Consider the following 18,587-nt stretch of genomic DNA (forward strand, 5'->3'; position numbering starts at 1 on the left):
CGGGGGCGCCTGCGTTTCCGGGGCCGCCCCCGGCGCGACCCATGACATCCCTCGAAAGAGTGAATGGGGGCCGCACGGCTCAACCTCCTTGTGGGTTGCTTCGTTTTCTCCCATGCAGCCGAGGACCTCTCCGCCCAATCGGAAATTCCGACTTTCGGAAGGTCGTCACGTCGTCTCGAAATGTCAGGGGAAAATATGAGGAACGCAGCCAAGAAGGGGCTCCTCACGGCCGTGGCCACCGGCAGTGTGCTGGCCTCGACAGCCGGCTATGCCAGCGCGACCGCCGGGGCGGAGGGCGCGGCAGTGGGTTCGCCGGGTGTCGCCTCCGGCAACTCGGTGCAGGTGCCGGTGGAAGTGCCGATCAACGCCTGCGGCAACACGGTCGACGTGGTCGGCGCGCTGAACCCGGCGTACGGCAACAACTGCGCCAACGCCTCCGGGCACCACGGCGGTGCGCACACGGGCGGCGGCAAGTCGGCCCCGGGCGCGAGCGCCTCCGGTGCGGCCACCGGCTCACCCGGTGTCGCCGCGGGGAACAGCGTCCAGGCGCCGGTGCACATCCCCGTCAACGCCTGCGGGAACTCGGTCGACGTGGTCGGCGCCGCCAACCCGGCGTTCGGCAACGACTGCGCCGCCACGGCCGCGCCCGCGCACACCGCTCCGCCCGTCACGCCCGACGAGGACTGCCCGGAGGAGCACGGCCCGCACAACCCGCCGCCGCCCGCGACCGCCCACCCCTCCACCCCGCCGGTCACCCAGACCCCGAGCACCGGCACGCCCAGGAACGGCGGCCCGTCCGAGGGCACGCCGTCCGGCAGCGGGGCGACGGGTTCCGCGAGCGCGGCGGCCGCCGCTCCGGGCAGTGCCGCCGCTACGCAGCAGGGCGGCTCGGCGGGCCAGGCCCGCCCGGCGGCCGCGCGCACCGGGAGCCCGTCCGCGGCGCCGACCGCCGCCGCGGGCAGCCAGCTGGCCTCCACCGGCGCCGGTGACACCGAACTGCTCGGCGCGGCCGGTCTGGCCCTGCTGATCGGCGGCGGTGTCCTCTACCGCCGCTCCCGCGCCGGCGCTCGCTGAGCACTCCCGGCGCCGGATCTCCCGGCACACCGGCCCCGGGCCCCACGGCCCGGGGCCGGTGGCGTGCTCACAGCAGGTCCGGAGGTCCGGAGGCGGGCCAACGGGCGGGACGCGGCACCCGGCGACGTCCCGGCTCCCGTTCGGCCGCCGTCACCGCCTCCGGAGGGTCCGGCCCCGGACCTTCACCGGCCCCGGACCGTCACCGGCCCCGGACCGTCACCAGCTCCGGACCTGCCGGATGATCCGCCGGCGCAGCAGCACCGTCCGGCTGCCGTCCGGGAACAGTCGGAGTCTGTCGAGCTCCCAGTGCCCGTACTCGGCATGATCGGTGAGGAGTTGGCGTGCCGCGTTGCGGGACGTCCCGCGCGGCATGCGCAGCGACTGGTACTCGTACTCCGGCTGCCGGACCAGCTTCGGTGGGGTCAAAATGCTCCTCCTGTGGGACGCCTCCGAGCAAGCCTACGGCCTGCTTCCGACAGCGGGCCCGGGTATTTTCGGCCGCCCCGGCCCGCACCTGGCTGACTGGACATCAGTTCCGTTGCTCCTGTGGTCGGCATACCCCGGGTGCGCCGGGTGAAGCGACCCCGGGACGGGCCCGAGTGTGCGCCCGGCGTGCGCCGTCGAGCGCCTGCCGGCGGGGGACAGATGCATGCGGAACGGACATCAGGGGGGAAGTTGCGGTGAAATCGCGGGTGTAGGTGACAACCGCTGTGCGTACCGGCACCGGGGGGAGATAGCGTCTGCACCATGTCTGATGCCGCGCAGCCCACCATTGCCGAGGTACGCGCCGCCGCCGAGGCGGTCAAGGCCGCCATCGACCGTCATCTGGAAGCGGTGTCAAGCCCCAGCGCAGCGGACGATTCCGCTGTGTCCACCGCCTACGAGCAGCTCGCGACGGCGGCCATCGCGTACGACCAACTCCTGTACGAGGTCTACGACGAGGTGACCCCCTTCGAGGTCCCCGGCGACGAGGGCCCGGGCGGGTACCACGGACCCGAACAGCCCGAGGCGATCAGCGTGCTGATCCGCCGCGACTACCACATCGTCGACCCGAAGCGGCTGCGTGCCCAGGCCGAGCGGCTGGACGACTCGCTGACCCCGGAGGGGGCCGCGGGCGACGGGGTGAACGCCGCGATCGGCGTGCTGTTCGGCGAGTTCGAGCCGGACGAGATCGCCGCCCGCAGCGAGGAGTTCGGACTGGAGGAGGGCGACTCCACGCTCTGGGTGGCGGCGGCCGAGCCGAGCGAGCCGGGCGAGTGGCTGCCGGAGCCGTTCGAGCACGCGGACCCGCAGCTGCTGATCTGCCGCTTCGACGTCAGCGAGGTCTACGACGACGAGGACCTCGACGACTGACAGCCGTCCCGTGTCCGCCCCGCGCGCCCGGCGCGCGCGGGGCGGGGCCGCTCAGCCGGTGGCGGCGCCGAGCTGGGCGAGGAGGGTCGTGTTGTCCTCGATGTGCCAGTCCTCGGTGATCCGCCGCGCGCCGACGTGCTGGATGTCGATCGCGGTGAACTCCACGGCCTGCCCGCGGCCGGCCCGCCCCTGGAACACCCCGGTGAAGTGCCCTCGGAACACCAGCCGGGCGGTGAGCTTGTCCCCCGTGACCAGGAGGTCGGCCAGCTCGCAGCGCAGGTCGGGCACGGCCGCCCGGAAGGCGCGCGCGGCGACGGCCGGGCCGGTGGGCCCCTGCGGCCGCCCGGCCGGGAGGGTGTTGTCCCGGAAGTCCCGGTCGACGGCGGCGTCCAGGTAGCGCTGCTCCCCGGTGTTCCAGAAGGTGTAGAGCTGCTGGGCCAGCCGGACCTCCTGCGCGGCCCGGCGGGTCCCCAGCGAGCCGTCCACGGTGAGAGCCAGGGGCCGGACGAGGTCGGGCGAGCGGTCCACCAGCCGCCGGGCCCGGTCCGCTGCTGCGGCGGAACCCCGGTCGGCGGAGTCGCGGGCGGCGGCGGCGGTCGCACCGCCGAGGACGGCGCCGGCGGCGAGCAGGGCGGCCAGGGAGCCGGCGAGGGTGGCGGAGGCGGGGCGGAAGCGGCGCTTCGGACGCATGATTTCGGACGTTCCTCTCGGGGCGCGGCCGGCGCGCAGGTGCGCGCCGGGGGACGTCCTCACCCTCCGTCGGCCCGGTGCCATGCGTCCAAGGCTTGCTTTCTACCGGAACAATGAATCCTGTTCATGTCGCGAGGGTCGGGAGGGTGCGCCCCGGGCCGGTGGCGCGCGCGAAGGCCGGAGGGCCCCGGGCACGTCCGAGGACGTACCCGGGGCCCTCCGTGCGGACCGGACGCCGTCCGGGCCCGTCAGTACTCCTGCGCGGCGTTCTCGGCGAGGATCGCGCGCAGTCGCGTGGTGCGCGGCGCGGCCGGTCGCTCGGCGACGGCCTGGGGGAGCGCCGGTCCGGCGGCGTGGACCACCGAGAGGTGCCGCTCGCCCCGGCCGAACGCGGTGTACACCCACTGCCGGCTGAGCGCCGGAGCCGCGTCGTCCGGTACCACCACCACCGCGCCCGGCCAGTGCCGGCCGACCGCCTGGTGGACGGTCAGCGCCCAGCCGTGCCGCAGCTTTTGGGCCTCGGCGGGCGGGACGGTGCGGCGGGTGCCGTCCGGGTACTCCAGGTGCAGGCCGGCGGCGTCGCCGTCGACCACCCGGGCCGGCCGGGTGTGGCCGGGCGCGGGGGAGTCGGCGACCCGGTCGCCCGGGTCGAAGCCGGCGAACCGGCCCGGGCCCGGGTTGAGCCGGGCCTTGGCGGCCGCGTTCAGTGCGCGGGTGCCGGCCCCGCCGCCGTGGCCGGGGGTGAGCAGGACGACCTGCTCGGAGGGGATGCCGAGGGCGCGCGGGATGGAGTCGGTGAGCAGCTGGACGGCGCGGTGGACGGCCTCCCCGCTGTCCTTGGCGGTCAGGATGACCACCTCCTTGTCCGGTGCGTCGACCGGCTGGAGCTCGCCGATGCCGACGCCGGAGACCAGCTCGCCGATCGGGCCGAAGTCCGGGGTGCGGGAGGCGACGGCCGGGCAGACCTTGGCGGTGAGCAGGTCGGCGAAGAACCGGCCCGGACCGGCGGACCACAGCTGGCCCGGGTCGCCACTGAGCACCAGCCGGGTGCCGTCGGCCAGCGACTCCAGCAGGGTGGCGGCCAGCTCGACGTCCAGCAGCGGCGCGTCCAGCACGACCAGCAGGTCGAGCGCGAGCGTGCCGTCGGGGGAGCGGCCGGGGCCGGCGGCGCCGGCGAGCAGCTCGGCCAGGGTCGCGACGGGGGCGGGGGCCGGGACGTCGGCGAGCGGGGCGAGGGCGGCGAAGGCGGTCCGGCCGTGGTCGGTCCAGGTGGCGGCCCAGGCGCGCAGCCCGAGGCCGGTGGCCGTGGCCAGCAGGGCGGCCGGCTCGGCGCGGGCGGCCTCGCCGCCGGTGTGCAGGACGAGCGCGTTCGCGGCGGCGGCCCGGACCAGGGCGGCCGCGGAGGAGGACGGGGCGGCCTCGGCGGCGGCCTCCCAGGCGGCCGGACCGGGCGCGGCGGGTGCCTGAGGGGCGGCTTCGGTGCCGTCCTCCGCGTCCGAGCCGTCCGCGTCGTCGTCCGAGTCCTCGTCGGCAGTCTCGGGGACGCTGTCGGCCGCGGCTTCCTCGGCGGACTCCTCCTGGTCCTCGCCGGGCACGAAGGTGGACATCAGCCGGACCAGGCCGTCCGCCAGGCTCTCCTCCGCCAGCGCGAGGCGCTCCAGGGCGAGCAGGGTCCGGGTCGGCGGCTCGTCCTCGTCGTCGCCGCCCGCCGCGTGCGCCTCGGCGCCGGTGAGTTCCTCCTGGAAGGGCATCGCCCGGCCGTCGAGCACCGCGGCCTGGACGGCGGCGGCGGAGTCCGGCACCCCGAGGCGCTCCAGCCCGGCGGTCACCTCGCCGATCTCCAGGGCGGAGTGGCCGCGCAGCGCCGCCTGCTCCAGCAGCCAGCCGACCAGTGCCTGCGCGCGCCGCGGGTCGCCCGGGCCGGCCGCCGGGCCGAGCAGGCCGCGGGCGAAGCCGTCCGCGTGCTCCGGGCGGACGCCGGGCAGCGAGAGCACGGCCCACGGGTCCTCGCGGAGCTGCTCGGCCGCGCCGTCGCCGAACACCGACACGGCGGCGCCGGCCAGCCCGGCCGGGGCGCCGCCCGCGCCGAGCACCTCGGCGGTCGCGCGGAGCGCCTGCGCCCGCTGCTCGTCGGTCACCACCCGGTCGGTGCCGCCGCGGTCGGCGGGTGAAGCGGGAGCCGTCCCGTCGGCCGGCGCGGGGGCGCCCGGGGCGGCGGGGGACGCCGAGGGCGCGGCGGAACCCGGGCCGGAGCGGCCCACCGAGCGGACCCGCTCGGCGAGCGCCGCGACGACGGCCGCCCGGTCCGCGGCGCCGCCGGAGGGCCCGGCCGCGTCGGGTGCCCCCGCACGTGCCGCCTCCCCGTCCGCGTCCGAGCCCGAGCCCGAGTCACTGTCGGAGCCCGCGTCCGCGCCCGGGTCCGCCTCCGAGTCCGTGGCCACCGCGTCGGCGCCCGCCGCCGGCTCCGCCGCGTCCCGCTCCGCCGACGCCTGCGCGGGCACGGCGCCGCCCGTGTCCGGGCCCGTCGAGGACTCCTCCGGGGCACCGTTCTCCGCGTCAGTCATCGTCCGCTCCACAAAAGCTCAACTCCACTGCTGGGCACCGGCCACCCCGGGCTGCGGGCGGTCGGCTGTTCGGGCCGGTCCGGGGCCGCGCGGGGCGGTCGGGTCGGCGGTCGGTCGGTTCGGGCAGGCTCGGGTGCGGGGTGGGGCGACCGCTACAGCTCGCTCCACCCCTGGTCGGGGTAGCGGTGGACCGGCGCCGAGATGTCGTCGAGCGCACCGCGGATCTCCTCCGGAAGCGTAAGCGCCTCCACCGACAGCGCCGCCTGCAGCTGCCCCACGGTGCGGGCCCCGACCAGCGCGCTCGCCACCCCGGGGCGGTCCCGGACCCAGGCGAGCGCGACCGCCAGCGGGCTGCTGGCGAGGCCGTCGGCGGCGGTCGCGACGGCGTCCACGATCCGGCGCGGACGCTCCCCGAGGTAGGGCTGGACGAACCCCGACAGGTACGGCGAGGCGCCGCGCGAGTCCTGCGGGAGGCCGTGCCGGTACTTGCCGGTCAGCACACCGCGCCCGAGCGGGGAGGCGGCGAGCAGCCCGACCCCGGTGTCCCGGGCGGCGGGCAGGGCCTCCCGCTCGATGCCGCGCTGGAGCAGCGAGTACTCCAGCTGCGCCCCGGCCAGCGGGACCCGCCCGTGGTGGGCGTTCTGCCAGGTGGCGGCCTTGGCCAGCTGCCAGCCGCTGAAGTCGCAGACCCCGACGTAACGCGCCCGGCCGGAGGAGACGGCGATGTCGAGCGCGCTGAGGGTCTCCTCGACGGGGGTGGCCGGGTCGAAGGCGTGCACCTGCCACAGGTCGACGTAGTCGGTGCCGAGCCGGCGCAGCGAGGCGTCGAGCGCGGCGAGCAGGTGCCCGCGCGAGCCGTCGAAGCGGCGGGCGGCCGGGACGCTTCCGGCCTTGGTGGCGATGACCAGCTCGGAGCGGGGGACGAGACTGTCGGTGAGCCGGGAGAGCAGGTACTCGGCGTCGCCGTCGGCGTAGACGTCGGCGGTGTCGACGAGGTTTCCGCCCGCGTCGACGAACTCCTTGAGCTGTTCCGCGGCCTCCTGCTCGTCGGTGGCGCGGCCCCAGGTCATGGTGCCGAGGCCGAGCCGGGAGACCTGCAGCCCGGTGCGGCCGAGGTGACGCTTTTCCATCGGACGTGCCCTCTTACTGGCCGTAGGTGCGGTGGCGGCGCGGCGCCACCGGCCGGCAGCGCGGCCGGGACGACGGGGACGAACACGCAGGTGGGGCGAGGCGCCCCCACGTCGGCTGAGCGTAGCGGCCGGTGCCCGGGCAGGTGCGCAGACCCGCAGGACCGCCCCCGCCCCCGCGGCGGGACGGAGCCGCCCCCGCGGCCGGTCGCGCCCGGCCCCCGCCACGCGGCCGGAATGTGACCCGGACCACTCCTACCGGCCAGTAGCATGTCCGCCGGACGCGCCGCTACCCTCACGACACAACCGACTGGAAGGCAGTGCCCATGCGACTCGGCATCAACCTCGGCTACTGGGGACTCGGCATGGACGCCGACAACATCGCCGTCGCCCAGGAGGCCGACCGGCTCGGCTACTCGGTCTGCTGGGCGGCCGAGGCCTACGGTTCGGACGCGGCCACCGTGCTGTCCTTCGTCGCCGCCCGGACCGAGCGGATCGACGTGGGCTCGGCGATCTTCCAGATCCCGGCCCGCACCCCGGCGATGACCGCGATGACCGCCGCGACCCTGGACACCCTCTCGGGCGGCCGTTTCCGGCTCGGCCTCGGCGTCTCCGGCCCCCAGGTCTCCGAGGGCTGGTACGGCGTGAAGTTCGACAAGCCGCTGGCCCGCACCCGCGAGTACGTGGAGATCATCCGCAAGGCGATGTCCCGCGAGCGGCTGGTCCACGAGGGCGAGCACTGGACGCTGCCGCTGCCCGGCGGCCCCGGCAAGCCGATCAAGCTCACCGTGCACCCGGTGCGCGAGCACATCCCGCTGTACATCGCCGCGATCGGCCCGAAGAACCTGGAGCAGACCGGCGAGATCGCCGACGGCTGGCTCGGCATCTTCTTCGACCCGCAGCACGCCGCGCTCTCCCTCGACCCGCTGAAGGCCGGCCGGGTCCGGGCCGGTGCCGAGACCGGCCGGGAGTTCGAGGGATTCGACGTCTGCCCGACCGTCGCCATCGCGGTCGGCGAGGACATCAAGGCGGGCGTCGACTCGCAGCGCTCGTACACCGCGCTCTACATCGGCGGCATGGGCAGCAAGGAGAAGAACTTCTACAACCAGCTCGCCCGGCGGATGGGCTACGAGCAGGCCGCCGACGAGGTCCAGGAGCGCTACCTGGCCAGGGACTACGCGGGCGCGGCCGCCGCCGTCCCGCACGAGCTCATCGACGCCACCTCGCTGATCGGCGACACCGCCCGGATCGCCGACCGGATGCAGGCGTACGCCGACGCGGGCGTCACCACGCTCACCCTGGCCCCGGCCGGCTTCACCCTGGACGAGCGGATCACCGCGCTGCGCACCGGCGTCGCGGCGCTGGAGCGGGCCGGCCTGGCCTGATCACCGGGCCCGGTGGCACCGTCCCGAGGGCGGCGGTGCCACCCGGGCGCGCCGGGGCCGGGCCTACAGCCAGCCGGAGCGCTTGAACACCCGGTGCAGCAGCACGCAGACCACCACCATCAGCGACACCGCCGCCGGGTAGCCCCAGGCCTGGTGCAGTTCCGGCATGTGCTCGAAGTTCATCCCGTACACGCCCGCGATCATCGTCGGCACGGCGGCCAGCGCCGCCCAGGCCGAGATCTTCCGCATGTCGTTGTTCTGCTGCACGCTGACCTGCGCCAGGTTGGCGGCGAGGATGTCCGAGAGCAGCCGGTCCATCCCCTCCACCTGGTCGTTGGCCCGGGCCAGGTGGTCCGAGACGTCCCGCAGATAGGGCCGCGCCTCGGCACGGACGAACGGCACCCCGCCGCGGTCCAGCCGTATCATCGGCTCGACCAGCGGGCCGGTGGCCCGGCGGACGGTGACCAGCTGCCGCTTGTAGCCGTAGATCCGGCTCGCGACGTCCCGGCCCACCCGGCCGGGGGCGAAGACATCGGCCTCCAGTTCGTCGAGGTCCGCCTGCAGCCCGACCACCACGTCCACGTAGCCGTCCACCACCGCGTCGCAGACGGAGTGCAGCACGGCACTCGGGCCGTACTTGAGCACCTCCGGCTGCTCCTCCAGCTCGGCCCGCAGATCGCCGAGTGGGCTGTCGGCGCCGTGCCGGACGGTCATCACGAAGTCCTCGCCGACGAAGAGCATCACCTCGCCGCTGGTCACCGCGTGGCCGCCGGGGTGGTAACCGAGGGTCTTGAGCGCGACGAACAGCGAGTCCTGGTAGGCCTCCACCTTGGGCCGCTGGTGGGCGCCGACCGCGTCCTCGACGGCCAGCGGGTGCAGGCCGAACTCCTCCGAGACCTGGTCGAGTTCCTCGGCGGTCGGCTCGAACAGGCCTATCCAGACGAAGCCGCCGCGCCCCGCCTTCCGGGCGGCGGCGAGGGAGCCGGCCGGACCGGAGGGCGTCGCGACCGGGCGGCCGTCCCGGTAGATGGCGCAGTGGACGATCATGCGCGCCATTCTCGCCCCTGGCGCCCTTCCGAAACATCCGCCGCGACGACGGTTCGCCCCGGCACCGTTCTCCCGTGCTCCCCGCGTTCCCCGCGTCCTGTGCGCCCCACCCGTACTGCCCCGGCGTCCCGCCCCGGCCGCCCGTCCGGCCCGCCCCCGCCCCGGTGCCCGCCGCGACGTCCCGCCCCCGCCCCGCCGTGACGGCCCGCTCCGCCCCCGCCACGGCGCCCCGACCAAGATCCGGAAGCCCTCCCGCCCCGGTCCGGGAGGCCGTAGGGTGGGCCCATGCCCACCCTGCTGCTCGTCCGCCACGGCCGCTCCACCGCGAACACCGCCGGAATCCTGGCCGGTTGGACGCCGGGCGTGGAGCTCGACGACACCGGGCGCGCCCAGGCCGCCGCCCTCGCCGACCGGCTCGCCCCGGTCCCGCTGGTCCAGGCGGTCAGCAGCCCGCTGGAGCGCTGCCGGCAGACCCTGGAGCCGCTGCTCGCCGCCCGCCCCGGGCTGGCCGGTCCCGAGCACGGCGGCACCGCGCCGGGCGAGCCCGCGCTGGACGAGCGCCTCGGCGAGTGCCACTACGGGGAGTGGACCGGCCGCCCGCTGGCCGAACTCGCCAAGGAACCGCTCTGGCGCACCGTCCAGGACCACGCGGCCGCCGCGGCCTTCCCGGGCGGCGAGTCGCTGCGCGAGCTGAGCCACCGAACCGTCGACGCGGTCCGCGAGTGGAACGAGAAGATCGCCGCCGAGCACGGCGAGGACGCGGTCTGGATCGCCTGCTCGCACGGAGACGTGATCAAGGCCGTGGTGGCCGACGCGCTGGGCCTGCACCTCGACCACTTCCAGCGGATCAACGTCGATCCCTGCTCGGTCACCGCGATCCGCTACACCGCGCGCCGCCCGTTCGTGCTGCGGATGGGCGACACCGGCGACCTCGCCTCCCTCGCGCCCCGGCCCGCCGCCCACCCCGGGCAGGCCGGCCAGGCCGGTCCGAGCGGGGACGCCGTGGTCGGCGGGTCCACCGGCGCGGCCTGATCGGGCCGGACCCGCGCAACGGCCCCCGGCGGCCGGCCCCGGGGCTCGGCTCCCCGGCCCGGCCCGGGAGGTCGTAGGGTGACCAGTGGGCCCCGGTGCACCCCGCCGCGCACCCCGGGACCACCGAGCCCGACCCCGAACCCCGTGACGTCCCCGACGTCCACGACGATCGATACGATCCGGAGCGAGAGCGTGCCCCGTCAGGTCTACTTCTACGACCAGCCCGAACGGTTCGTGGCCGGCACCGTCGGCCAGCCCGGCGCCCGGGCGTTCTACCTCCAGGCCAGCGCCCGGGGGCGGATCACCAGCGTGCTGCTGGAGAAGACCCAGGTCGCCGCGCTCGCCGAGCGGATCGAGGAGGTCCTCGACGAGGCCCTGCGCCGCAGCGGCGGCGACGCCGCGATCCCGGCCGGTGCCCCGCAGGAGCTGCTGGACACCGCACCGCTGGACCTGCCGCTGGAGCAGGAGTTCCGGGTCGGCACGATGGCGCTGGCGTGGGACACCGTGGACAGCTGCCTGGTCGTCGAGGCACAGGCGCTGATCGAGGAGGAGGAGGGCGAGGAGGAGGGCGCCGCCGTCTTCGAGGACGACGAGAACGGCCCCGACATGCTCCGGGTGCGGCTGTCCGGCGCGATGGCCCGGGTGTTCGCCAGGCGCGCGCTGGACCTCGTCGCGGCCGGCCGCAAGCCCTGCCCGTTCTGCAACCTGCCGCTCGACCCGGAGGGCCACCTGTGCCCGCGCGCGAACGGGTACCGGCGCTGAACACCTCGTCCGCCCCGGCCGGCGGGATCGAGCCGCCGCGCGCCGACCCCGCCGGGGCCGCCGCCCTCGCCGCCGACCCGCCGACCGCGCTGCGGCTGCTGCGGGAGGGCGCGCTGACCGTGCACGGCCGGCTCACCGACGCCTCCAACGCGGCCCTCTACTGCACCGTCGGCATCGACGGCACCGAAGGCCTCGCCGCCCAGGCCGTCTACAAGCCGGTGGCCGGCGAGCGCCCGCTCTGGGACTTCCCGGACGGCACCCTGGCCGGCCGCGAGGTCGCCGCCTACGAGCTGTCCGCCGCCACCGGCTGGGGGCTGGTCCCGCCCACCGTGCTGCGGGACGGCCCGCACGGCCCCGGCATGGTGCAGCTGTGGGTCGAGCCCGACCCGGACGCGGACCCGCTGCTCGCGCTCCAGGACCCGGACGGCCCCGAGGACGGCTGGCTGCCGATCGTCCGGGCCGAGGTCGGCGACGGGCGCACCGCGCTGCTGGTCCACCCCGACGACGAGCGGCTGCGCCGGCTCGCCGTACTGGACGCCGTCCTCAACAACGCCGACCGCAAGGGCGGCCACCTGATCCCGGCCGCGGACGGCCGGATCTACGGCATCGACCACGGCGTCACCTTCCACAGCGAGGGCAAGCTGCGCACCCTGCTCTGGGGCTGGGCCGGGAGCCCGCTGCCCGAGGAGGCGGCGGCGGTGCTGGCCGGCCTGGCCGGGCAGCTGGACGGCGCGCTGGGGGAGCGGCTGGCCCCGCACCTGACGGCGGCCGAACTGGACGCCACCCGGGCCCGGGTGGCGGCGCTGCTCGCCGCCGGTACCCATCCGCTGCCCTCCGAGGACTGGCCGTCCATCCCCTGGCCGCCGATCTGACGGTCCGGCGGGGCTTCCCGCGATCCGCCGGTCCGGTGCGGCTTCCCGCGATCGGACGGTCCCGCGGGGCCTCCCGCCTTCGAAGCCGGGGCCGTCCGGCCCGCCGGACCACCCGTCCGGAAGTCCTTCCACCGGACAGTGGTCTGGACCGGTGCCAGGTCCCGGCCGCACACTGCGACGATGGACGAGCGACGGACCACCCCCCACCTGGACCTGCCGCTGCACCGCCTCCAGGTCCCGCTGCCGCATCTGCTCCCGTTCGCGATCGGCAGTTTCGACACCATCGGCCCGCTGTCCCGGGCCGGCTTCCCCCACCGGCACTCCTTCTTCGAGATCGTCTACGTCACCGGCGGCCGCGGCGCCCACGTCCTGGACCTGGTCCAGCGACCGCTGCAGCCGCCGCAGTTGTGCGTGATCGCGCCCGGCCAGGTGCACCACTGGGTGGACGCGGACGACCTCACCGGCCAGGTCGTGCTGTTCAACGAGGACTTCCTCCTGACCAATCCGCAGGACCTCGCCGCGCTGCGCGTCCTGGCCGGTCGCCCGGCGGTGCGGCTGGGCGAGCAGGCCGGGCCGATCGCCGCGCTGCTGGCGGACATGGAGGCCGAGTACCGGGCGCGGCCGGCGGGCTATCCGGGCGTGCTGCGGGCCAGTCTGCACATCCTGGTGGTCCGCGCCCTGCGGGCCTGCGCGCCGGTCGGCCCGGGGGCGCTGCCGGGCCGCACCGGCGACCTCGCCGCCGCGTTCACCCGGCTGATCGCCGACCCGGGCGGAGTGCAACGCTCGGTCGCCTCCTGCGCCCAGGAGCTGGGGGTCTCCCCGGGGCACCTCCAGGCGACGGTCAAGCAGGCGACCGGCCGGACGCCGGGGCGGCTGATCCGCCAGCAGCAGACGCTGGAGGCCAAGCGGTTGCTGGCCTGCACCGAACTGACGGTGCGTCAGGTGTCCCGGGAGGCCGGGTTCGGGGACCCGGCGTACTTCTGCCGGTTCTTCCGCCGGGAGACCGGGATGACGCCCGGGGAGTTCCGGGCCAAGGTCGGAGGAAATCACCACGATCCCCGGATCACGTCCATCGCGGCAGGTCCGGACGGCCCGTAGGTTGACTGTCGGCCACCGGCGGACCGCCCGGCGCGAGCGGGCGGCCCGCCGGCCCGGTCCTTGTCATGCCCCCACCATGGCAAGGGCCGTCATTCCCATCGACACCGGCAGATCCCCCACACCCACAGCGAAGGAGTCGGCGCATGCCCGCGTCCGAAGAGCCCGTCACCGGGACGGACGGTCCCACCGACCGCCGGATAAGCCGCAAGACCGTCCTCCGGGCAGCCGCCGTTCTCGGCACCGCCCCCCTGCTGGTCGGCGGCGGCGTCGCCCTGGCCCGCGACCGGGTCGGCACCGGCGAGATGCCGGACTTCACGCCCGAGTGCCACGACGGCGACGCCCCGACCATCGAGCAGACCGAGGGGCCGTACTTCAAGCCCAACTCGCCGCTGCGCACCTCGCTCATCACCGACAGCACCCCGGGCACCAGGCTCACCGTCAGCGGCTACGTCTTCGGCCGCGCCTGCCTGCCCCTGTCCGGCGTCCTGCTGGACTTCTGGCAGGCCGACGTGAACGGTGCCTACGACAACGTCGGGTTCACCTTCCGCGGCCACCAGTTCACCAACGCCCAGGGTGCGTTCAGCCTCACCACGATCGTGCCGGGCCTCTACCCGGGTCGCACCCGGCACATCCACGTCAAGCTCCAGGCGCCCGGCCGGCCGGTGCTCACCACCCAGCTGTACTTCCCGAACGAGCCGCGCAACAGCACCGACACCATCTACGACGCGCGGCTGCTGATGAACGTCCGCCAGGTCGGCTCGGCGAAGGAGGGCACGTACGACTTCGTGCTCAACGTGCCGCAGACCCCGACCCCGACCGCCACCCCCACCACGCCGACCAAGCCGCCCACCACACCCCCCACCACGCCGCCGACCACGGCGCCGGGCGGGACCTGGACCGCGGGCACCTTCTACAACGCGGGCGACCGCGTCACCTACGGCGGCGTCTCCTACCGGTGCCTCCAGGGGCACACCGCCATCGCGGGGTGGGAGCCGCCGAACGTGCCGGCCCTCTGGCAGCGGTTGTAGCGGCTCCGGCCGTCTGCCCGCAGGGTCGCGGGCGCCCGGTCGGCGGCAGGGCCGACCGGGCGCCCGTCCGCCCGGACCGCCCCGTGTGGCCGTGCACGGGGCGGTTCCGGCCTGCCGCCGTTCCGCTTCCGGTCCGCCTTCGCGCCGCTTTCGCCCCGGCGCTCCGGCGAAGGTTTCCGGACACGATCGGTCAGGAAGCGCCCGGGCCGCGAAAGCAGACGAATCCAGTCGATCTTGCCGACTGGTTAGGCTTTCAAATGTTCTCAAGGTTAAAGTCGATCCCATGCATGCCTGGCCCGCCTCCGAGGTTCCCGCCCTGCCTGGTCAGGGGCTCCCCCTTCGAATCCACGACACCGCGACGGGAGGCATCCGGGAGGTCGTGCCGCAGGACGGCACCGCCCGGATCTACGTCTGCGGCATCACGCCCTACGACGCGACCCACATGGGCCACGCCGCCACCTACAACGCCTTCGACCTGGTGCAGCGGGTGTGGAAGGACGCCGGACACGACGTCCTCTACGTGCAGAACGTCACCGACGTCGACGACCCCCTGCTCCAGCGCGCGGTCGAGACCGGACAGGACTGGGTGGCCCTCGCCGAGCGCGAGACCGCGCTGTTCCGCGAGGACATGACCGCGCTGCGGCTGCTCCCGCCGGCCCACTACATCGGCGCCGTCGAGTCCATCCCGTGGATCGTCCCGCTGGTCCAGAAGCTGCTCGCGAGCGGTGCCGCCTACGAGCTGGACGGCGACATCTACTTCTCGGTCGAGGCCGACCCGACCTTCGGCGAGGTCTCCGGCCTCACCCGCGAGGCCATGCTCCCGGTCTTCGCCGAGCGCGGCGGCGACCCGGACCGCCCCGGCAAGCGCCACCCGCTGGACGCCCTGCTCTGGCTGGCCGCCCGTCCCGGCGAGCCCGCCTGGGACACCGAGCTCGGCCACGGCCGCCCCGGCTGGCACATCGAGTGCGTCGCGATCGCCCTGCAGTTCCTCGGCATGTCCTTCGACATCCAGGGCGGCGGCAGCGACCTGTCCTTCCCGCACCACGAGATGGGCGCCGCGCACGCCCAGGTGGCCACCGGCGCCCACCCGTACGCCCAGGCGTACGTGCACGCCGGCATGGTCGGCCTGGACGGCCACAAGATGTCCAAGTCCCGCGGCAACCTGGTCTTCGTCTCGGCCCTGCGCCGCGAGGGCGTCGACCCGGCGGCGATCCGGCTGGCCCTGCTCTCGCACCACTACCGCGAGGACTGGGAGTGGACCAAGGGCACCCTGGACGAGGCCGTCGAGCGGCTCGCCCGCTGGCGCGCCGCGGTCTCCCGCCCGGACGGCCCGGCCGCCGAGCAGCTGCTCGCCGAGGTCCGCGCCGCGCTCGCGAACGACCTGGACGCCCCGGCCGCGCTGGCCGCGGTGGACCGCTGGGCCGCCGCGCAGGAGCGCGACGGCGGCACCGTGATCGGCGCCCCCGGTCTGGTCACCCGCACCGTGGACGCGCTGCTCGGCGTCGCGCTCTAGGGCGTCGCGCCCCAGGGAGTCCGCGCGGAGTCCCGTCAACGCCGTGGGGGCGTCGAGGCCAGTGGCCTCGACGCCCCCACGGCGTCGGTACGGCGGTTCCGGTCCGACCGGACGCGCTCAGTCCTCCTCGGCGCCGTCCTGGCTCTCCCGGGCCGTCGGAGGCTCCGGCTCGGCCGGCCGCTCCGCGGTGGCGTGCCCGGAGACCGGCTTCTCGCCGGTCGGCCCGACGTTCTCCCGGCGCCGCAGGTACCGCTCGAACTCCCGGGCGATCGCGTCGCCCGAGGCCTCCGGCAGCTCCGCGGTGTCCTGCGCCTCCTCCAGCTGCTGGACGTACTCCGCGACCTCGCTGTCCTCGGCGGCCAGCTGGTCCACGCCCAGCTGCCACGCCCGGGCGTCCTCGCCGAGCTCGCCCGGCGGGATGCGCAGGTCCAGCAGGTCCTCCAGCTTGTTGACCAGCGCCAGGGTGGCCTTGGGGTTCGGCGGCTGGGCGACGTAGTGCGGCACCGCCGCCCACAGCGTCACGGCCGGCACCCCGGCGTGCGTGCACGCCTCCTGGAGCACCCCGACGATCCCGGTCGGTCCCTCGTAGCGGCTCTCCTCCAGCTCCAGCCGGCGGGCAAGCTCCGGGTCCGAGGTGACACCGCTGACCGGCACCGGGCGGCTGTGCGGGGTGTCGCCGAGCAGTGCGCCCAGGATCACCACCAGCTCGACGCCCAGCTCGTGCGCGAAGCCGAGCAGCTCGTTGCAGAACGAGCGCCAGCGCATGCTCGGCTCGATGCCGCGGACCAGCACCACGTCCCGGGTGGTCGGCTCGGTGACCCGGATCACCGAGAGCCGGGTGGTGGGCCAGGTGATCCGGCGCACCCCGCCGTCCAGCCATACGGTGGGCCGGTTGACCTGGAAGTCGTAGTACTCCTCCGCGTCGAGCGCGGCGAACACCTTGCCGCCCCAGGTCTCGTCCAGGTGCGCCAGCGCGGCCGAGGCGGCGTCACCCGCGTCGTTCCACCCCTCGAAGGCGCACACCATCACCGGGTCGATCAACTCGGGAACTTCCTCCAGCTCGATCACCCAGCGTCTCCCTCCGGTCGGCGTCCACCGCGCCACCCGGCCGGGAATGCCCGGGTGCCGGCGGCCGGAAGCCGACGGTCGAACCTCTCGTCACCCATGGAACGCCGCGCTCCATGGTCCCTACCTGCCCAGCCTACGGGCTTTGAAGCGCCGTTCCGCCGGGCCACCGGGACAGTCTGGGCGAGGGGACGGCCGCGATCCAGCGGTTATCCGGGCGGGCCCCGGGGGACCGCCCCGGGCCCGGCCGCGCCCGCGCGGCGGGACGGCGCGATGATGGGTGATGGGGCCGGGTGCACAGGGTGTGAGGAGCCGGCGGATGAGCGGACGGCGGTGGACGGCGGTCGGGGCGACCGCCGTGGTGGCGGCGGGAGCCACGGCCGGGCTGGCGGTGGCGCTGCTGGCCGCGGGCCGGCGACTGCCGGTGGAACACGTCAGCGAGGGCGGACTCGAACTGGACCGGCCGCCCGACGAGGTCTGGGACGTCCTGACCGCCGTCGACCTCTTCCCGGCCTGGCGCCCGGGGCTGGCGCACGTCGAACGGCTGCCCGCCACCGCCGCCGGGCACCCCCGGTGGCGCGAGTACGGCAAGCACGGCCACACCACCTACGAGGTCGTGGAGAGCGCCGCCCCGCACCGCCTGGTGACCGGCATCGCGGACCCGGACCTGCCCTACGGCGGCACCTGGACGTACGTGCTGACACCGGCGGGCCGGGGCTGCACGCTCACCGTCACCGAGCACGGCGAGGTCTACCAGCCGCTGTACCGGGCCGTCTCGCACTACCTGACCGGCGAGGACGCCACCGTCCACCGCTACCTGAGCGCGCTCGCCCACCGGCTGGCCGCGCCCTGAGAACCGGCCCTCATCGCACCCAGTCGCGCCGGTAGTCGGCCCAGTTCTGCTCGGTGGCGGCGAAGTCCACGTACAGGCCGACGCCGAAGTTCGGCCGGTGCAGGTCCTGCCGGCCCAGGCCCAGCCGGATGCCCCGGATCCCGGCGGTGACCGTCTCGGCACGCCCCCAGTGGCCCCATTCGTCCTCCCAGTAGAACGGCAGGCCCATCAGCAGGTCGACCTCCGCCGGGGTGGCCTCCAGGGCGAGCTCGGTCTGGTAGGCGTTGTAGGCGCCGTAGAACCCCTCGGTCGGCATGCTGGAGTCGTAGGTCATCACCGCGATCTGGTCCACCCGGCGGGCGGTGGCGGTGAAGTACGCCTGGTCCCACCACTTGCCGTGGTCCGTGAGCGCGATGGCGACGTCGTGCTGGTAGGGCAGCGGGTCGATCTGCGGGGCGGCGACGGACAGTTTCGCGCCGCGCCCGGCGGTGACCGGGCGGACCTGGTCGAGCAGGGCGAGCCAGCCGTCGGAGCCCGGCCGGATCGGCTCCATGTCGAAGTGCACGCCGTCGAAGCCGAGGTCCAGGACCTGGCGGGCGGAGGCGGTGACCCGGTCGCGGGTGGCGGCGTCCTCCAGGTCCAGGCCGTCCTTCTCCGGCTTCACCTCGTCGCCGAGCCAGCTCTGCACCCGGACCCCGGGCAGCGCCCGGTGCGCGGCCCCGGTGAACCAGGCCGCCCGGGGGTGCACGGCGGGCGGCAGCGAGCCGTCGTGCTCCAGCGGGCCGGTGTGCACGTAGAGGTCCCGCACGCCGGTGCCGGCCAGCCGTTCGGCGAGGGCCGCGACGTCCGCGTCACCCTTCCGGCCGTCCACCCAGGCGTGGCCGAGCCAGAGTGCGTCACGGCCGCGGCTGCGCGCCTCGGGGGAGGGGTCGCCGACGTACTGCAGGCGCAGCGCGAGCGCCGCCGAACCGACCGGGACCAGCACCACGGCCAGCGCCGTCAGCGCCACCACCAGGCTCTTGCGCCACCGCGACCAGCCGCGCCAGCGGGACCGGAGCGCCCGGGCCCGGGCGGCGGCGGCGCCCCCGGCCCGCCGTACGCCGTCCCGAACCAGTGTCCGCATCGTGGTCATCCGGTCGTTCCCC

The 18,587-nt window shown here is 75.4% G+C and carries 17 protein-coding genes; 10 read left to right on the forward strand and 7 right to left on the reverse strand.

Annotation, left to right across the window (positions count from 1 at the left end):
- The first annotated feature begins 195 nt into the window (after window positions 1-195).
- Window positions 196-1,074: a chaplin gene (locus tag BLU95_RS29850; protein WP_093862707.1), complete on the forward strand. Its 879-nt coding sequence runs from the start codon at window positions 196-198 to the stop codon at window positions 1,072-1,074.
- A 216-nt stretch (window positions 1,075-1,290) separates the two neighbouring features.
- On the opposite strand, the gene BLU95_RS29855 is transcribed toward BLU95_RS29850, so the two are convergent.
- Window positions 1,291-1,485, reverse strand: a complete 195-nt coding sequence (locus BLU95_RS29855; RefSeq protein ID WP_286158661.1) for a DUF5703 family protein — start codon at window positions 1,483-1,485, stop codon at window positions 1,291-1,293.
- Between the two features lie 336 nt (window positions 1,486-1,821).
- Between BLU95_RS29855 and BLU95_RS29860 the strand changes: the two genes are divergently transcribed.
- The gene (locus BLU95_RS29860) at window positions 1,822-2,427 is read left to right on the forward strand and encodes a hypothetical protein (protein WP_093862709.1); all 606 of its coding nucleotides are present in this window, start codon (window positions 1,822-1,824) and stop codon (window positions 2,425-2,427) included.
- 51 nt (window positions 2,428-2,478) lie between these two features.
- On the opposite strand, the gene BLU95_RS29865 is transcribed toward BLU95_RS29860, so the two are convergent.
- From BLU95_RS29865 to BLU95_RS29875, 3 genes are all read right to left on the reverse strand, one after another.
- The gene (locus tag BLU95_RS29865) at window positions 2,479-3,117 is read right to left on the reverse strand and encodes an ester cyclase (protein ID WP_093862710.1); all 639 of its coding nucleotides are present in this window, start codon (window positions 3,115-3,117) and stop codon (window positions 2,479-2,481) included.
- A gap of 248 nt (window positions 3,118-3,365) precedes the next feature.
- Window positions 3,366-5,681 carry an ATP-binding domain-containing protein gene (locus BLU95_RS29870; RefSeq protein WP_093862711.1) on the reverse strand — a complete coding sequence of 772 codons (2,316 nt, stop codon included), beginning with the start codon at window positions 5,679-5,681 and terminating at the stop codon, window positions 3,366-3,368.
- Window positions 5,682-5,833: 152 nt separating this feature from the next.
- Window positions 5,834-6,811, reverse strand: a complete 978-nt coding sequence (locus tag BLU95_RS29875) for an aldo/keto reductase (RefSeq protein ID WP_093862712.1) — start codon at window positions 6,809-6,811, stop codon at window positions 5,834-5,836.
- Between the two features lie 323 nt (window positions 6,812-7,134).
- Here BLU95_RS29875 and BLU95_RS29880 point away from each other — a divergent pair, with 323 nt between their 5' ends.
- Complete coding sequence (locus BLU95_RS29880; protein ID WP_093862713.1) at window positions 7,135-8,193, forward strand: LLM class F420-dependent oxidoreductase; 1,059 nt, start codon at window positions 7,135-7,137, stop codon at window positions 8,191-8,193.
- Between the two features lie 63 nt (window positions 8,194-8,256).
- On the opposite strand, the gene BLU95_RS29885 is transcribed toward BLU95_RS29880, so the two are convergent.
- A complete protein-coding gene (locus BLU95_RS29885) occupies window positions 8,257-9,249 on the reverse strand; it encodes a magnesium and cobalt transport protein CorA (protein ID WP_173862161.1) in 993 nt (330 codons plus the stop codon).
- A 276-nt stretch (window positions 9,250-9,525) separates the two neighbouring features.
- On the opposite strand from BLU95_RS29885, the gene BLU95_RS29890 reads away from it, so the two are divergent.
- The 6 genes from BLU95_RS29890 to mshC all read left to right on the forward strand — a co-directional run bounded on the left by BLU95_RS29890 (window position 9,526) and on the right by mshC (window position 15,545).
- On the forward strand, window positions 9,526-10,272 hold the full coding sequence (locus tag BLU95_RS29890; RefSeq protein ID WP_093862714.1) for a histidine phosphatase family protein: 747 nt from the start codon (window positions 9,526-9,528) through the stop codon (window positions 10,270-10,272).
- Between the two features lie 192 nt (window positions 10,273-10,464).
- Window positions 10,465-11,034: a DUF3090 domain-containing protein gene (locus BLU95_RS29895; protein ID WP_093862715.1), complete on the forward strand. Its 570-nt coding sequence runs from the start codon at window positions 10,465-10,467 to the stop codon at window positions 11,032-11,034.
- A gap of 26 nt (window positions 11,035-11,060) precedes the next feature.
- Window positions 11,061-11,906, forward strand: a complete 846-nt coding sequence (locus tag BLU95_RS29900; protein ID WP_400754988.1) for an SCO1664 family protein — start codon at window positions 11,061-11,063, stop codon at window positions 11,904-11,906.
- 180 nt (window positions 11,907-12,086) lie between these two features.
- A complete protein-coding gene (locus BLU95_RS29905) occupies window positions 12,087-13,004 on the forward strand; it encodes a helix-turn-helix domain-containing protein (protein WP_093862717.1) in 918 nt (305 codons plus the stop codon).
- 143 nt (window positions 13,005-13,147) lie between these two features.
- Window positions 13,148-14,032 (forward strand): dioxygenase family protein, encoded by an 885-nt coding sequence (locus BLU95_RS29910; protein WP_093862718.1) that lies wholly within the window; start codon window positions 13,148-13,150, stop codon window positions 14,030-14,032.
- Between the two features lie 283 nt (window positions 14,033-14,315).
- Window positions 14,316-15,545: a cysteine--1-D-myo-inosityl 2-amino-2-deoxy-alpha-D-glucopyranoside ligase gene (mshC, locus tag BLU95_RS29915; RefSeq protein ID WP_093862719.1), complete on the forward strand. Its 1,230-nt coding sequence runs from the start codon at window positions 14,316-14,318 to the stop codon at window positions 15,543-15,545.
- Window positions 15,546-15,662: 117 nt separating this feature from the next.
- Here the strand turns inward: mshC and BLU95_RS29920 are convergent, their stop codons facing one another.
- On the reverse strand, window positions 15,663-16,613 hold the full coding sequence (locus tag BLU95_RS29920) for a PAC2 family protein (RefSeq protein WP_045939655.1): 951 nt from the start codon (window positions 16,611-16,613) through the stop codon (window positions 15,663-15,665).
- A gap of 316 nt (window positions 16,614-16,929) precedes the next feature.
- Between BLU95_RS29920 and BLU95_RS29925 the strand changes: the two genes are divergently transcribed.
- On the forward strand, window positions 16,930-17,463 hold the full coding sequence (locus BLU95_RS29925; protein ID WP_159425041.1) for an SRPBCC family protein: 534 nt from the start codon (window positions 16,930-16,932) through the stop codon (window positions 17,461-17,463).
- Between the two features lie 10 nt (window positions 17,464-17,473).
- Here BLU95_RS29925 and BLU95_RS29930 read toward each other — a convergent pair whose 3' ends face one another.
- On the reverse strand, window positions 17,474-18,574 hold the full coding sequence (locus BLU95_RS29930) for a glycoside hydrolase family 18 protein (protein WP_107452613.1): 1,101 nt from the start codon (window positions 18,572-18,574) through the stop codon (window positions 17,474-17,476).
- Window positions 18,575-18,587: the final 13 nt, after the last annotated feature.

The organism is Streptomyces sp. TLI_053, from assembly GCF_900105395.1.
Classification (GTDB): domain Bacteria; phylum Actinomycetota; class Actinomycetes; order Streptomycetales; family Streptomycetaceae; genus Kitasatospora.